The following is a 14117-nucleotide window of genomic DNA, read 5'->3' on the forward strand; positions in this document are numbered from 1 at the left end:
CAAGGGCGGTCGACTCAGCCCTCGACGAGGGGGTCGCAGTCGCCGGTGCCGAGCAGGTCGGCCGGGTCGTCGCAGGCGTGGCCGGTCCAGCTCTCGCCGGGGCTGAGCGGCTCCTCGAGGCCGCTGTGCCGGTCGAAGGCGTGCGTCGTGTAGACGAGCAGCCGGGTCGCGGTGCCGCCGACGAAGGCGAAGGAGACGATGGGGTCGCCCTCGGAGGTCGGCGTGCTCCAGGCCAGTTCGGCAGCCTCCCCGCGGGCGGACGCGTCCACGAGGCAGGCGCCGGCCTCGGCGGGGAGCTCCTCGCCCTGCTCGAGGACGTACTCGCCGCAGGTGCCGGTCGCGTCGCCGATGCTCACGATGCCGCCCGCGTCGGGGAGTGCTCGCGCCGCGGCGATCGGATCGCCCTCGGGGGCCCGCGACTCGGGGGCGGGCGCGGACGCGCATCCGCTCAGCAGGAGCGCGACGCCGAGGGCCGTGGCGAGGAGCGGAGGCCGCGGGCTCACGGGCCGCCGAGCCAGTGGTCGATGCGGTGGTGGTCGGGGGTGAAGCCGTGCTCGACGCCCCAGAGGACGGCCTGGGTGCGGCTGGAGGCGCCGATCTTGCCGTAGACGCTGCGGATGTAGGACTTCACCGTGTTGGGGCTGAGGTAAGTGAGGGCGGCGACGTCGGCGTTGCTCTTGCCCTGGGTGATCAGGGCCAGGATCTCGGACTCGCGGTCGGTGATGCCCTCGTGGCGGCCGGGCCAGTCGAGGCCGGGGGCGGTGCCCGCGCGGCGGGGCGGCTCACTGACGACGAGGTCGCCGTTCCGCACGGCCTCGAGGGCGGCGACGAGCTCGCGGGCGGGGAGGGTCTTGGAGAGGTAGCCGCGCACGCCCTGCTCCAGCGCGTCGTGGACGAGGTCCGGGTGGAAGTTCCAGGTGTAGACGACGACGTGCTCGGCGCGCGGGTTGCGGACGAGGTCGGCGAGCTCCTGCAGATCCGACTCCGGCTGGGCGAACGAGTCGTAGAGCACGATGTCGATGCGGTCGGAGAGCGCCGCGTTCGCGTCGATCTCGGCCACGACGACGCGGTCGCGGTAGTGGTCGAACATGTGCGCGAGGCCCTTGAGGACGACGTCGTAGTCGTCGACCAGGGCGACGGTCAGGGGCGCCGGCATGCTCTGTCCATCCATGCTCTGTCCATCCACGGACCGTACCGTGCCGGCGGGCTCCGCGACTACACCCCCAGGGGTGTACCGGCCACCCCTCCGCCCCTGCTTGGGTGGGCCATCGGCTCAGCGACCGCAGAGCCCCACCGCACGGCCCGCCGTGCTCGACCGGAAGGTGACACCCGTGCTCGGACTCATCATCAGCCTCATCGTCGTCGGCCTCATCGCCGGCGCTCTCGCCCGCCTCATCGTGCCGGGACGGCAGAACATCAGCATCCTGATGACCATCGTGCTGGGGATCGTCGGATCCTTCGTCGGCGGCTTCCTCGGCTTCCTGATCTTCCAGCACGACCCGATGGAGGGCTTCCTCCAGCCGGCCGGCATCATCGGCTCCATCATCGGCGCGATCATCGTGCTGTTCCTCTACACCCGCTTCGGCGGACGCGCCCGCAGCCGCGCCTGATCGGATGCGGAACGACACGACGCCGGCCCGGGTTCTCCCGGGCCGGCGTCGTCGTGCGCGCTGAGCGCGAACCGTGCCGCTACTCGAGCAGCTTGCCCGCGGTCGCGACCTCGCGGATCAGCGCCTGGATCTCCTCCGGGACCGCGGGGATCTCCTCGCGGGTGATGCCGGTGGCCGGCGACCAGACCAGGTTCACCTGCAGCGCCGGGTCGATCTCGGGGTAGTCGCTGCGGTTGTGGCAGCCGCGGCTCTCGCGGCGCTCCAGCGCGGCCTCGAGCGTGGCCCGGGCGGCCATCGCGGCGGACTTCAGGTCGAAGGCGTGCGCCAGGTCCTGGAAGCCGGCGATGTCCGGGTGGATGCCGATGTCGGCGATGCGCGCCTCGATCGCGTCCAGCTCGGCGAGACCGGCGAGCAGGCCCGCCTCGTCGCGCACGACGCCGGCGTGCTCGGTCATGGTGTTGCGGATCGCGCGCTGCAGGGCCCGCACGTTCTCCTCGCCGTCGGCGGCGAGCAGGTCCGCGATCTCGTCGCGGGCGACCTGCACCGACGCTGCGGAGCGGGTCTGCGCGGTCAGCGATGCGGAGTACTCCGCCGCCGCCCGGCCGACGATCCGGCCGAAGACGAGCAGCTCGATCAGCGAGTTGCCGCCCAGGCGGTTCGCTCCGTGCAGACCGCTGGAGGCTTCGCCGATGGCGTAGAGGCCGGGGACGTCGGTGCTGTGGTCGTCCGAGCGGACCCAGACGCCGCCCATCGAGTAGTGCGCCGTCGGCGCAATCTCGATCGGGTCCTTCGTGATGTCGAGCATCTGCAGCTCGAGCATCGTCTGGTAGACGCGGGGGAGCCGGGTCATGATCGTCTCGCGCGGGAGGTGCGAGACATCGAGCCAGACGCCGCCGTTCGGCGTGCCGCGGCCCTCCTTGATCTCGGTGTAGCAGGCGAGTGCGACGCGGTCGCGGGTCGAGAGCTCGAGGCGCTCCGGGTCGTACTTGTGCATGAAGCGCTCGCCGAGGCCGTTGCGGAGGATGCCGCCCTCGCCGCGCGCCGCCTCGGAGATCAGCGTGCCGCCCGCGTTCTCGGGCTCGATGATGCCCGACGGGTGGAACTGCACCAGCTCGGGGTCGCGCAGGCGGCCGCCGGCCTCGACGGCCAGGCGGAACGAGTCACCCGTGTTCTCGTCGCGGCGCGAGGAGGTGCGGCGCCAGATCCGGTTGTGCCCGCCGGCGGCCAGGATCACCGCGTCGGCGTGGATGAGGTAGCGGGTGCCGTCGACGAGGTCGAAGCCGTACGCGCCGAAGACGGCGCCGTCCTCGTTGACGAGGATCCGGGTGACGTAGACGGTGTCCAGGATCGGGATCTCGAGCTGCGCCGCCCGGTTGACCAGCGTGCGCTGGATCTCGAGGCCGGTGTAGTCGCCGGCGAAGGCGGTGCGGCGGTAGGTGTGCGCGCCGAAGAAGCGCTGCGAGATGCGGCCGTCGTCCTCGCGGGCGAACGGCATGCCGTAGCGCTCGAGGTCCTGGATGCCGCGGGCGGCGTTGGACGTGACGATCTCGACGGTGCGCGGGTTGGCGAGCAGGTAGGACTCGGTGATGGTGTCGGCCGCGTGCTGCTGCCAGCTGTCGTCGGGGTCCATCGTCGCGAGGGCCGCGTTGATGCCGCCGGCGGCGAGCGAGGTGTGGGCGTCCGACTTCGAGCGCTTGCCCAGCGCGAGGACGTCGACGCCGGCCTCGGCCAGCTCGATCGCGGCGCGGAGGCCCGAGCCGCCGGTGCCGATGACGAGGACGGAGGTGGAGATCCGGCGCTCCGCCGTGGCAGTGGGTGCTGAAGTGGTCATGACTCCACGCTAGGCACGGCGCTTCTATTACTCCAATGCATAAAGCTGGGGCTCGGCATGCGCTTACGCTATGGGCATGAACTTCGAGCAGCTGTCCGGCTTCGTCGAGGTCGCGCGCCTCGGCAGCTTCACCCGCGCCGCGGAGGAGCTGCATCTCGCGCAGCCCTCGCTGAGCCGCCAGATCTCCGCGCTGGAGCAGGACCTCGGCTCCGAGCTGTTCCACCGCGCGCGCTCCGGCAGCACCCTCACCTCGGCCGGCGAGCTGCTGCTGCCGCTCGCGCGCCGCATGCTCGCCGACGCCGAGTCGGTGCGCCGCGAGCTGGCCGAGCTCGCCGGTCTCGAGCGCGGCCGGGTGCGCTTCGGCGCGACGCCCACCCTCTGCATCAGCCTCGTCGCGGAGGTGCTGCACGCCTTCCACGCAGCGCACCCGGCCATCGAGCTGCACCTGGCCGAGGACGGCTCGCGCAGCCTCTTCGACCGGCTCGCGCGCGGCGAGCTCGACCTCGCGCTGGTCACGACCTCGACGGCGGCGGCCGTGGGCGCCTTCTCCGTGACGCCGCTGCTCGTCGAGGAGCTGGTGGTGGTCTCCTCCGCGGCCGAGCCCGCGCTGAGGGACGGCGACGCGATCGATCTGCCGGCCGTCGCCCGCCTCCCGCAGATCGTCTTCAACACCAGCTACGACCTGCGCCGCACGACCGACGCCGCGTTCTCCGCCGCAGGGCTCGTGCCCGACGTCGTGCTGGAGGGCGCCGAGATGGACGCGGTGCTGCGCTTCGCCGAGCGCGGTCTGGGGGTCGCGATCGTCCCGGCGATGGTGCTGCAGGGCCGCCCCGGACTGCGCTCGATCCGGCTGGAGGAGCCGACTCTCAGCAGGACGATCAGCCTCGCCCGCCCGGCCGACCTCGCGCCGACGGCGGCGGTGCGGGTCATGCGGCGCACGATCGCGGCGACGGCACGGGCGTTCGCCGCCCGGGCGGGCGGCACGATGCGGCTGGCGGAGGGTCAGTCGGAGACGACCGGCTCCTCCGCCGCGATCTCGTTGAGGTAGTTGTAGATCGTGAACCGGGTCACCGCGAGCGACTCGGAGATCATGTCGACCGCGTCGCGGAGCATGAAGAAGCCGCGGTGCTTCAGCTCGAGCACGACACCGACCTTGTGCTTCTTCTTCATCGCGGAGACCGGCACCCCGGCGGCCGCGATCGCCTGGCTGACCAGCAGCGCGGCCAGCTCGTCCACGTCCTTCACGAAGGTCTCGCCGCGGTCGGGCACCGCGGCGGGCGCTCCTGATCCGGCCACCATCTGCGTCACGAGCGACTGGATGGACAGCCAGGCCGAGATGTCGGTGTGCACGCACAGCGCGGCGACCGGGTGGCCGGCGATGTCGCGGATGATCAGCGTCGAGGAGCGCATGCGGTTGCCGTTGGGCAGCGTCGACTCGTAGTTGAGGTTGTAGTCGTCGAAGCCGCGGGCGGCCTGCTCGAGCAGCACGTCGGTCGGCGGATCGCCGATACGGCGGCCGGTGACGTCGCCGTGGATGGCGACGATCGAGTTCGGCACCAGGCTGAGATCGTGCAGCACCACCTCGGTCGAGGTCGGCAGCGCCCGCGCGAGCGGCTCGACGAGCGAGGTGAAGAGCGCGACCAGGCGCTCGCCGTCGACCGTCCTCGGCACGGAGAATCCTGCCCCCGGTGCCGGAGGCTCCGTGCCCGCGGCCCGCTCGACCGCGGTCATGGTGCTGCTGCTCTCATAGCGGTGTCCTTCGTCGACGTCGTCGTCCTCGCCGGGCGGCCGGAGGCGGGCGCCCGGGCGGAGATCAGAGTAACCGTGCCGCCTAGGAGAGCTCGGCGCGGACGACCACCGCGATGTCGCTGTCGCCGTCGCCCTCGCGCTGCACCCGGGTCAGCGTCTCCAGCATCGCGGTCACCGCGGGCAGCGGGTCCGGCGACGAGTGCAGCATCAGCCGTGAGTCCTTGGCGAGCAGGTCCGCCGAGAACTGGGTGTCGGCGAATCCGTCGGCGAGGATCATCGGCCCCTTCATCCCGGCCATGAAGCCGAGACCGGTCTTGTCCAGCATGGCGAGCACCTCCTCGGCGTCGACCCCGTTCGCACGCCCGAGCCGGAACGACTCGACGAGCCCCTGCAGGCTGACGGCGATGGCGAGGTTGGCGATCAGCTTGCCGACCGCCGCCTTGGCCGCCGAGCCGGTCACGCGGATCCGCTCGGGATCGCTCCAGAGCCGCACCAGCGGCAGGACGTGCTCGACGTCCGCCTCCGCGCCGCCGACCAGCACGCCGAGGGTGCCCGCGCGGGCGGGGGCGAGGGTGCCGACGACCGGGCTGTGCACGTAGCGGGTGCCGCGGGCGTCGGCCCAGGCCTGGAACTCGTCGGCGTCGGCAGGGGCGACGGTCGTGACGTCGAGCCACACCGCCTCGGCGGGGATCGGCAGATCCGCGGCGGTCACGACCTCGCGCACGGTGTCGGGACCGAAGAGCACGGTCATCACGACGTCGGCGCCCTCGATGGCGGATCGGGGGTCGTCGGCCCGCGCGGCGCCGGCGGCGACGATGCGGTCGGCGCCGGCGGGGGTGCGGTTCCAGACGGTGAGCTCGTGGCCGTCGGCCAGCAGATGGACGGCGAGCTCGTGGCCCATGCGGCCGGTTCCGAGCAGGGAGATCTTCATGACGGGGTCCTCAGGATCGAGATGGAACGGACGTTTCGGCGGCTCACTGCTGGCCGGGCAGGCGGGGCACCGGGGCCGCGAAGCGCGCGGCCGGATCGAGCAGCCGGGCCGGCCGGAAGGTGCGGAGCGCCTCCTGCTCCTCGCCGTCGATCTCCCGCGCCACCCAGTCTCCCAGCGCGAGCGAGAGCGTCACTCCGCTGTGGGTGGCGACGACGTAGAGCGGCGAATCGGGTGCGAGGCGGCCGACCGCGGGCCAGCCGTCCGCCGGCATCGCCCGCTGGCCGACCACGAAGGACTCGATCTCGGCGCCGCCGGCGTGCCGGAACAGCGCGCGGAAGCGGTCGCGCAGGGTCGTCGCCACCTCGGAGTCGAGCCCGTAGCGGCGGGCGGAGTCGGCGTCGGCGTCGAGCACGGTCGACTGCAGCAGGAAGCGGCCACCGCCGGCCGGCCGGACGTTGAGGCCGGTGTGGCTGAGCAGCGGGGCGAAGTCGACGGGGACGGGGGTGGTGACGGCCAGGTAGCCGACCCCCGCGCCACCCACCTCCGCGGTCGAGACCATCGGCACGGGGCTGCCGAGCATCCCGGTGAGCTGCTCGGTCCAGCGGCCGACGCAGCTGACGACGGTGTCGACCTCGAGGCTCGCGCCGTCGGTCGTCCGCACGATCGCGCCCTCGCCCTGCGGCTCGATGGCGGCGACCGGCGTCCGCTCGCGCACCTCGACACCGGCGCGCCCGCAGCGGCGGAACAGCTCGACCAGCAGCAGGGCCGGATGCACGTACCCCTCGCTCGGGAAGAAGGCGACCCGCTGGTCGTCGGGCATCCGCAGTCCGGGCGCGCGGCGGCGGGCCTCGGCGGAGTCGAGCCACTCGACCGGGTAGCCGTAGCTCTCCAGGCGCGCCACGCGCGTCTCGAGGTCGCGGGCGTGCGCCGCGTCGACGGGCCACTCCAGGTGCCCGGAGCCGACGAACCAGTCGGAGCCGCCGCCCTGCTCGTGCATCAGCGCGAGACCGCGCAGATTGAGGTCGTAGTACTCGCGCGGCGACTTGCCGTTCGAGTTGATCCAGGCGTAGGACGTGCTCGACGTCCCCGAGCCGACGGTGCCCGCCTCGAGCACGACGACCTCGTGCCCGCGGCGGCCGAGCTCGGCGGCGACCGACAGGCCGACCACTCCGGCTCCGATGACGGCGATCCTGCTGCGGGTGCGGCTCATGCGCGTGCTCCTTCGTCGATCTCGTTCTCCTCCAGCAGGACGCCGCGCAGGAAGGCCCGGGTGCGGGGCTGCTGCGGGCGGACCAGGACCTGCTCGGGCGGGCCCTGCTCGACGACGACGCCGCCGTCCATGAAGACGACGTGGTCGGCGACCTCGCGGGCGAAGGCGATCTCGTGGGTGACCACGATCATCGTCATGCCGCTGTCGGCCAGGTCGCGCATCACCTCGAGCACCTCGCCGACGAGCTCGGGGTCGAGCGCGGAGGTCGGCTCGTCGAAGAGCATCACCTTCGGCTGCATGGCCAGGGCCCGGGCGATGGCCACCCGCTGCTTCTGGCCACCCGAGAGCTGGTTCGGGTAGGCCGTCGCCTTCTCGCGCAGACCCACCCGCTCCAGCAGCGCGTGCGCCTCGCTCCGGGCCTGGGTGGGAGCGACACGCTGGATGCCGACGCGGCCCTCCATGATGTTCTGCTCCACGGTCAGGTGCGGGAAGAGGTTGAAGCCCTGGAAGACCATGCCGATCTCCTGGCGCTGCCGCGTGACCAGGCGCTCCTTCATCTCGTAGAAGCGGCCGTCGCGCTCGGTGTAGCCGATCAGCCGGTCGTCGACGAAGACGCGCCCGCTGTCGATGCGCTCGATGTGGTTGATGCAGCGCAGCAGCGTGGACTTGCCCGAGCCCGACGGGCCGAGCAGGCAGGTGACCTTCTCGCGCTCCATCGTCAGATCGATGCCCTTGAGCACCTCGAGCGAGCCGAACGACTTGTGCACGCCCTCGAGGCGCACCATCGGAAGGGTCTGGATGCTCACGGCTGTCCTCCTGTGATCGTGGGTCCTGCGGCGGCGGGGGTGGAGGCTCCGGAACTCCGCCGCTGCAGGCGCACCGCGGCCTTCCAGAAGCCGGTCCGGCCGGCGCTCGTGGGCCCGTGCCCCTGGCCGAAGTGCCGCTCGAGCAGGTGCTGACCGGCGGTGAGCACCGTGGTGACGAGCAGGTACCAGATCGAGGCGACGATCAGCAGCGGCACGGTCAGGTAGTTGACGGCGTAGATCAGCTGCGCGGAGTAGAGGAGCTCGGGGAAGGCGACGACGCTCACGATCGAGGTGGTCTTCAGCATCGAGATGACGTTGTTCCCCGTCGGCGGCAGGATCACCCGCATCGCCTGCGGCAGGATGATCCGGCGCAGGATCCGCGCCCGGGTCATCCCCATCGCCTGGCCGGCCTCGCGCTGGCCCTGGTCGATGGAGGCGAGTCCGCCGCGCACGATCTCGGCCATGTAGGCGCCCTCGTTCAGGCTGAGTCCGAGCACCGCCGCGAGCCACGGCGTCATCAGCTCGCGCATCTCGGCTTCGACGAGCGGGCCGTCGGCGAACGGCAGCCCGATCGACACGGTCGGGTAGAGCGCTGCGATGTAGCCCCAGAAGAGCAGCTGCACGAAGAGCGGAGTCCCGCGGAAGAACCAGATGTAGAGCCACGCGATCTTCGAGAAGACCGGATTGGTCGACTCCCGCATGATCGCGACGAGCACGCCCAGCGCGATGCCGACGATCATCGAGATCGCGGTGAGCTCGAGGGTGTGCCAGAGCCCGGTCAGGATGCGGGACGAGAAGAGGTACTGCCCGACGACGTCCCAGTGGTAGTTCTCGTTCGTGACCACCGTCGAGGCGAAGCCGGCCAGCAGCAGCAGGAGGATCCCCGCGACGATCCGGCGGCCCCAGTGGCGCACGGGCACCACGGTCATCGCGGGCGGCGCGGTCCGCTCCTGGGTGCGGGGGAGCAGGTCCGTCATCAGCTGTTCGCTCCGTTGACGACCGACTCCTCGATGGCGATGTCCTCGAGGCCGTACTTCGCGATCAGCTCGTCGTAGGTGCCGTTCGCCATCAGCTCCGTCATCGCGGCGTGCACGGCCTCGGTGAAGGCGCCGCCCTTGGGCAGCGCGACGCCGCCGGGGTTCGGGTTCTTCGTCGCGGGGCCGGCGATCTCGAAGGCGTCGTTCGCCTGCTGCGCGAGCACGAGCGGCGGCACGTCCGCGAGGACGGCGTCGACCTGGCCGGCGGTGAGGGCGAGCAGGGCCTCCGGGGTGCCGGCGAAGACCGCCTCGGTCGGAGCCTCCTCGCCCTCCGCGGCGCAGGTCTCGGCCTGCGGCGGGAGCATCGTCGACTGCTGGAGCGAGCCGCGGTTCACCGCGACGGTGGCACCGCAGAGCGCGGTCGCGGTGAGGTCCATCGGGTTCCCCGCTCCACGAGCGCGACGGTGCCGTTGTGGTAGTAGGTGACGAAGTCGACGACCTCCTCGCGCTCCTTGGTGTCGCCGATCGAGTTCATCGCCATGTCGTTCGTGCCGGACTGCAGCGAGGGGATGAGACCGTCGAAGGAGGTGATCGAGAACTCGACCTCGAGGCCCATCAGCGCGGCCATCTCCCGGGCGAGATCGGCGTCGAGCCCGACGAGGGTCTCGCCGTCCTCCTCGGAGATCGAGCCGAACGGCGGGTAGGCGCCGTCCAGGCCCATGCGGATGACGCCGGCCTCGGCGATGTCGTCGGGGACGAGCGCCTGCACGTCCGGGTCCACCTCCGACGCGACGCCGGCGGAGGAGCCGGAGCCGGCGGAGGACGCGTCGTCACCCGCGCTGCACGCCGTCAGCGTCAGCAGGAGGGCGGCCGTTCCGGCGGCGGCGGACAGGCGGAGCAGGGAGCGAGAGGACATGATGACCTTCCAGGGCGCACGGGGGGAGGAATTACTGCTTCTGTTGAGAGTGCAGCAATTCTTACCCGAGCCGTTGAAGTGAAGCGCGCACGAAGCGGTTCCAGGGCTGCTCTTTTACACAGCAGTAACAAAAAGAGCCTCCACGAAACATGAAGGCCGGTCCGGAGGCTCGGGAGGCGACGCCCCGTTCGTCCCTACACTCGGACGATGCGACACGGCATCGTCATCCTCCCGCAGGAGCCCTGGTCCACCGCCCGCCGCAAGTGGCAGTCCGCGGAGGGGCTCGGCTTCGATCACGCCTGGACCTACGACCACCTCTCCTGGCGCTCGCTCGCCGACCAGGTCTGGCACGCGACGATTCCGACGTTGACGGCCGCCGCTGTCGTCACCGAGACGCTGCGGCTGGGCACCTTCGTCGCCTCGCCGAACTTCCGCCACCCGGTGCCGTTCGCGAAGGAGATCGCGACGGTCGACGAGATCTCGGGCGGCCGCTTCGTCCTCGGGGTCGGCTCGGGCGGGACGGGCTTCGACGCGACGGTGCTGGGGCAGGAGCTGCACTCGCCGCGGGAGCGGCACGAGCGCTACGTCGAGTTCGTCTCGGCGCTCGACGTGCTGCTCCGGCACGAGGCTCCGGGCTCGGGCGGCATCGATCTCGACGGCGCGTGGTTCACCGCGCGCGGCGCCCGGATGGTGGGGGAGCCGGCGCAGTCGCCGCGCGTGCCGTTCGTGCTCGCGGCGAACGGGCCGAAGGGCCTCGCGCTCGTGGCCGAGCGGGCGCAGGGCTGGGTGACGACGGGTCCGGAGGGCCGCAGCACCGAGGAGTGGTGGGCGGCGGTCGCCGAGCTCTCGCAGCGCCTCGACGACGCGCTCGAGGCCGCCGGGCGCGACCCGCGTTCGATCGAGCGGCACCTCTCGCTCGACTCCGGGCCGGACTACTCTCTCGAGAGCGTCGACCGCTACGCCGACTCGTCGGGCCGCGCCGAGGCGCTGGGCTTCACCGACGTGATCGCGCACTGGCCGCGTGCCGAAGGGCTGTACGCGGGGGACGAGGACGTGCTCTACGAGGTCGCCGCGCGGTTCTGACCCGCCCGCTGGCGGCGCAGTCCACGGGTCGCGAGCGCGACGCAGGCGAGGATCGCGAGCGCGGTCGCCGCGAGCAGCAGCGGCATCGGCAGGGCGACGGCCAGCGCCGCCAGGATCGCCGGCACGAGGAAGCCGGCGTAGGTGACGGAGTAGTAGACGGCGGTGACGCTCGCCAGCTCGCGGGTCTCGACGAGGGCCTGCGACGCGGTGAGGCCGGAGACCATCGCGAGGCCGTAGCCGCAGCCGAAGACCGGCGCGGCGACGAGGACGGGCCAGAGCTCCTGCCCGACCGCGGCGGGGATCAGCAGCAGGGCGCCGAGGGCGGTGAGCGCACCGCCGACGAGGGCGCCGCGACCGCGCAGCAGCACCAGCAGCGGACCGGAGAAGAGCTGGGTGACCCAGCCGCAGCCGAGCGTGATCACGGTGACGAGGGTCGCGAATCCGACGGTGAGGCCCGGCAGCCGGCCGGCGACCAGGCTCGGCCCGACCGCGAAGGACAGGGCGGGCGCCGCGAAGACCCAGGGTGCGAGCGGCAGGACGACGGCGGCGAAGCGGGCGCGGGCGGGGCGCGGGATGCTGAGCTCGCCGGTCAGGCGGCCGGCGGACGAATCGTAGGCCCGCGTCTCCGGCGCGCGGAGGAGAACCGCGACGGCCGCGATGCAGGCCGCCGACTGCACGACGTAGGGCAGCACGGTCGGCCAGGGGCCGAACTGCGCGAGCGCCCCGCCGACGCCCGCGCCGCCGCCGAAGCCGATGGTGAGCATCGCGGAGGCGCGGCGGGCGCCGGCCGAGGACGCTCCGGTCGCGATCGAGAGCTCCTTGATCCAGGCCGTGCCGACGACCATCCCCGCCGCGACGCTGAGCCCGCTGACGAAGCGGCCGACACCGAGTCCGAGCACCGAGGCGGGGGAGCAGGCGAGCACGACGCTGCCGAGGATCCCCAGCACGAGGCCGGCGAGCAGCACCGGCCGGCGGCCGAAGCGGTCGGACCAGCCGCCGGCCAGGGCGAAGCCGGGCACGATGCCGAGGACGTAGGCGGCGAGCAGGATCGTGACCTGCGTCTGCGTGTAGCCCTCGAGCTGGCGGTAGAGCTGCATGAGCGGCAGGAACTGGTTGCCGCCCCAGCCGAGGACGACGAGCGACGGCGCGACGAGCAGCCAGGAGCGGGCGGAGGGCCCGGGGGAGGGGAGCGGCACGGTTCATAGTGGCGCACCGCGGGGGCTCGCGGTCAGAGCAGCACGACGAGCTTCCGCGCCGACACCCCCGCGTGCAGCCGGTCGAGCGCGCCCTGCACGGCGCCGAGCCCCGTGCCGACGACCTCGGGCTCGGGCGCGCAGCGGTGCCGGCCGTCGGCGAGGGCGCTCGGCAGGTGGTCGCGCCAGAGCATCGGCCCGACCTCGTTGCTCATCAGGGTGGCGCCCCAGACGTAGCGGGCACGGATGCCGCGGCGGCGCGCGGAGAGCTGGAGCGCGAGGTTCCCCCGGACCAGGCGCGACATCGTCCGCGCGAAGGACAGGGAGAGCCCCGCGCGGCGCGGCAGCGAGCCGAAGGAGACGGAGGGGCTGGCCAGGGCGACGCGGCGGGCGCCGGTGGCGGCCGCGACGGCGACGCAGGGCTCGGCGGAGCCGGTACCGACCGCGAGGATCCCCGCCACCTCCGCGCCGCCGATCGCGGCGACGACGTCGGCGACCGCGCTCGGGCCGCGGTAGTCGAGCACGGCGTCGGCGCCGAGCTCGCGCAGGCGGGCGTGGTTGGCGGGCGAGGCGGTGGCGACGACGCGGTGCCCGGAGGCGACGGCGAGCTGGATCGCGTTGCTGCCGACGCTGGTGGCGCCGCCCCAGACGACGACCGTCCGCCCGGTGGCCACGGGAGCGGCCGACGGGTGGGGCAGCGCCAGGTGGTCCCTCTGGAAGAGCGCGGTCGCGGCGGTGGAGACCGCGAGCGGCAGCACCACGGCCTGCTCGTAGGCCAGCTGCGCCGGGATCGGCGCGGCGAGGTCCGCGCGGACGACCGTGTACTCCTGGAAGCCGCCCTCGGCGTCGTGCCGGCGCCCGCGCTCCATCCCGACCGCATAGGCGACGACGCGGTCGCCGACGGCGAAGCGGTCGACCCCCGGACCGACGGCGGCGACCTCGCCGGCGACGTCCTCGCCGAGGACCGAGGGGTAGGGGAGCCAGCGGTACATCAGGTCGCCGGTCCACTGCTTGACCTCGTCGAGCGGATTCACGGCGACGGCGCGGTTGCGCACGAGCAGCTCGCCCGGCCCGGGCTCGTGCAGCGCGGCGGGACCGACGACGAGGTCGGCACGGGGCGAGGGGAGGCGCGCGGCGGTGTTCGGGGCGGCGGCGTTCGAGGGCACGTGATCTCCAGAGCTCGATGACAGGACGTGTCGTCACCGTACACCCGATGACACGTCGTGTCATCGACTAGCCTGAACCCATGTCACGCTGGGCCCCCGACGCCGCACTGCGCCTGGAGCGCGCCGCCATGGAGCTGTTCGCCGAGCACGGCTACTCCGCGACGACGGTGCCCTCGATCGCCGAGCGCGCCGGGCTCACGACCCGCACCTTCTTCCGGCACTTCGCCGACAAGCGCGACGTGCTGTTCCTGCGCGAGCGCGAGTTCCCGGAGGTGGTGGCGCGGCTGCTCGCTGGCGCGCCCGCGGGACTCGATCCGCTCGGGCTGCTGATGCACGGGCTCGAGACGGTCGCGGCGGGCGATCTGGAGGGCTGGCGCGGCGAGATCGCGGCGCGCCGGGCCGTCGTGCTGTCCGAGCCGGCGCTGCGCGAGCGCGAGCTGCTGAAGTCGGCGCTGCTCACCGACGCGATGCGCGACGCGCTGGTGCGCGCGGGCGTCCCGGCTGCCGAGGCAGCGCTCGCCGCGCGCACGGCGGCGGCGCTGTTCGACACCGCGCTGGAGCAGTGGCTCCTCGCGTCGGCCGGGACCGCGCTGGTCGTGGTGCTCCGCGAGCAGCGCGCGCGGCTCCGGCGCCTCGCTGGCTAAC

Annotated in this window: 14 protein-coding genes and 1 pseudogene; 4 read left to right on the plus strand and 11 right to left on the minus strand. The window is 72.8% G+C overall.

Annotated features, from left to right (window positions below):
• Window positions 1-14: 14 nt before the first annotated feature.
• Both GTU73_RS10415 and GTU73_RS10420 read right to left on the minus strand, forming a co-directional pair.
• A complete protein-coding gene (locus GTU73_RS10415) occupies window positions 15-503 on the minus strand; it encodes a hypothetical protein (protein ID WP_160089211.1) in 489 nt (162 codons plus the stop codon).
• Window positions 500-1156, minus strand: a complete 657-nt coding sequence (locus GTU73_RS10420) for a response regulator transcription factor (RefSeq protein ID WP_160091325.1) — start codon at window positions 1154-1156, stop codon at window positions 500-502. The genes GTU73_RS10415 and GTU73_RS10420 overlap by 4 nt, the downstream gene beginning before the upstream one ends.
• A 175-nt stretch (window positions 1157-1331) precedes the next feature.
• Here GTU73_RS10420 and GTU73_RS10425 point away from each other — a divergent pair, with 175 nt between their 5' ends.
• Window positions 1332-1610, plus strand: coding sequence for a GlsB/YeaQ/YmgE family stress response membrane protein (locus GTU73_RS10425; protein WP_123445883.1), 279 nt, complete (start codon window positions 1332-1334; stop codon window positions 1608-1610).
• 79 nt (window positions 1611-1689) lie between these two features.
• On the opposite strand, the gene GTU73_RS10430 is transcribed toward GTU73_RS10425, so the two are convergent.
• Window positions 1690-3441 (minus strand): FAD-binding protein, encoded by a 1752-nt coding sequence (locus tag GTU73_RS10430; protein ID WP_160089213.1) that lies wholly within the window; start codon window positions 3439-3441, stop codon window positions 1690-1692.
• A gap of 76 nt (window positions 3442-3517) precedes the next feature.
• On the opposite strand from GTU73_RS10430, the gene GTU73_RS10435 reads away from it, so the two are divergent.
• Complete coding sequence (locus tag GTU73_RS10435; RefSeq protein WP_160089215.1) at window positions 3518-4489, plus strand: LysR family transcriptional regulator; 972 nt, start codon at window positions 3518-3520, stop codon at window positions 4487-4489.
• Here GTU73_RS10435 and GTU73_RS10440 read toward each other — a convergent pair.
• The 6 genes and pseudogenes from GTU73_RS10440 to GTU73_RS19570 form a co-directional block, all read right to left on the minus strand.
• Window positions 4444-5112 carry a helix-turn-helix transcriptional regulator gene (locus GTU73_RS10440; protein ID WP_208543655.1) on the minus strand — a complete coding sequence of 223 codons (669 nt, stop codon included), beginning with the start codon at window positions 5110-5112 and terminating at the stop codon, window positions 4444-4446. The genes GTU73_RS10435 and GTU73_RS10440 overlap by 46 nt on opposite strands.
• 160 nt (window positions 5113-5272) lie before the next feature.
• Window positions 5273-6121 carry an NAD(P)-dependent oxidoreductase gene (locus GTU73_RS10445; RefSeq protein ID WP_160089219.1) on the minus strand — a complete coding sequence of 283 codons (849 nt, stop codon included), beginning with the start codon at window positions 6119-6121 and terminating at the stop codon, window positions 5273-5275.
• A 43-nt stretch (window positions 6122-6164) separates the two neighbouring features.
• The gene (locus GTU73_RS10450; RefSeq protein ID WP_160089221.1) at window positions 6165-7331 is read right to left on the minus strand and encodes an FAD-dependent oxidoreductase; all 1167 of its coding nucleotides are present in this window, start codon (window positions 7329-7331) and stop codon (window positions 6165-6167) included.
• On the minus strand, window positions 7328-8116 hold the full coding sequence (locus GTU73_RS10455) for an amino acid ABC transporter ATP-binding protein (protein ID WP_160091326.1): 789 nt from the start codon (window positions 8114-8116) through the stop codon (window positions 7328-7330). Before GTU73_RS10455 ends, GTU73_RS10450 begins: the two co-directional genes overlap by 4 nt.
• Window positions 8117-8133: 17 nt before the next feature.
• A complete protein-coding gene (locus GTU73_RS10460; RefSeq protein ID WP_160089223.1) occupies window positions 8134-9114 on the minus strand; it encodes an amino acid ABC transporter permease in 981 nt (326 codons plus the stop codon).
• A pseudogene (locus GTU73_RS19570) lies at window positions 9114-10030 on the minus strand (transporter substrate-binding domain-containing protein). Before GTU73_RS19570 ends, GTU73_RS10460 begins: the two are co-directional and overlap by 1 nt.
• 207 nt (window positions 10031-10237) lie before the next feature.
• On the opposite strand from GTU73_RS19570, the gene GTU73_RS10475 reads away from it, so the two are divergent.
• The gene (locus GTU73_RS10475) at window positions 10238-11113 is read left to right on the plus strand and encodes an LLM class flavin-dependent oxidoreductase (RefSeq protein ID WP_160089229.1); all 876 of its coding nucleotides are present in this window, start codon (window positions 10238-10240) and stop codon (window positions 11111-11113) included.
• On the opposite strand, the gene GTU73_RS10480 is transcribed toward GTU73_RS10475, so the two are convergent.
• Entirely contained in the window at window positions 11089-12309 is a 1221-nt protein-coding gene (locus GTU73_RS10480; protein ID WP_160089231.1) for an MFS transporter, read from the minus strand. The genes GTU73_RS10475 and GTU73_RS10480 overlap by 25 nt on opposite strands.
• 32 nt (window positions 12310-12341) lie before the next feature.
• Window positions 12342-13472: a zinc-binding alcohol dehydrogenase family protein gene (locus GTU73_RS10485; RefSeq protein WP_160089233.1), complete on the minus strand. Its 1131-nt coding sequence runs from the start codon at window positions 13470-13472 to the stop codon at window positions 12342-12344.
• Window positions 13473-13552: 80 nt separating this feature from the next.
• Here GTU73_RS10485 and GTU73_RS10490 point away from each other — a divergent pair, with 80 nt between their 5' ends.
• Window positions 13553-14116 carry a TetR/AcrR family transcriptional regulator gene (locus GTU73_RS10490; protein WP_160089235.1) on the plus strand — a complete coding sequence of 188 codons (564 nt, stop codon included), beginning with the start codon at window positions 13553-13555 and terminating at the stop codon, window positions 14114-14116.
• Window position 14117 lies beyond the last annotated feature (1 nt).

It is taken from the genome of Rathayibacter sp. VKM Ac-2804 (assembly GCF_009866655.1).
Taxonomy (GTDB): Bacteria; Actinomycetota; Actinomycetes; order Actinomycetales; family Microbacteriaceae; genus Rathayibacter.

Coding starts and splice junctions, on each gene's coding strand:
- GTU73_RS10420 (WP_160091325.1), bottom strand. CDS start 1,156: ATGCCGGCGCCCCTGACCGTCGCCCTGGTCGACGACTACGACGTCGTC.
- GTU73_RS10430 (WP_160089213.1), bottom strand. CDS start 3,441: ATGACCACTTCAGCACCCACTGCCACGGCGGAGCGCCGGATCTCCACC.
- GTU73_RS10435 (WP_160089215.1), top strand. CDS start 3,518: ATGAACTTCGAGCAGCTGTCCGGCTTCGTCGAGGTCGCGCGCCTCGGC.
- GTU73_RS10445 (WP_160089219.1), bottom strand. CDS start 6,121: ATGAAGATCTCCCTGCTCGGAACCGGCCGCATGGGCCACGAGCTCGCC.
- GTU73_RS10450 (WP_160089221.1), bottom strand. CDS start 7,331: ATGAGCCGCACCCGCAGCAGGATCGCCGTCATCGGAGCCGGAGTGGTC.
- GTU73_RS10455 (WP_160091326.1), bottom strand. CDS start 8,116: ATGGTGCGCCTCGAGGGCGTGCACAAGTCGTTCGGCTCGCTCGAGGTG.
- GTU73_RS10460 (WP_160089223.1), bottom strand. CDS start 9,114: ATGACGGACCTGCTCCCCCGCACCCAGGAGCGGACCGCGCCGCCCGCG.
- GTU73_RS10475 (WP_160089229.1), top strand. CDS start 10,238: ATGCGACACGGCATCGTCATCCTCCCGCAGGAGCCCTGGTCCACCGCC.
- GTU73_RS10490 (WP_160089235.1), top strand. CDS start 13,553: ATGTCACGCTGGGCCCCCGACGCCGCACTGCGCCTGGAGCGCGCCGCC.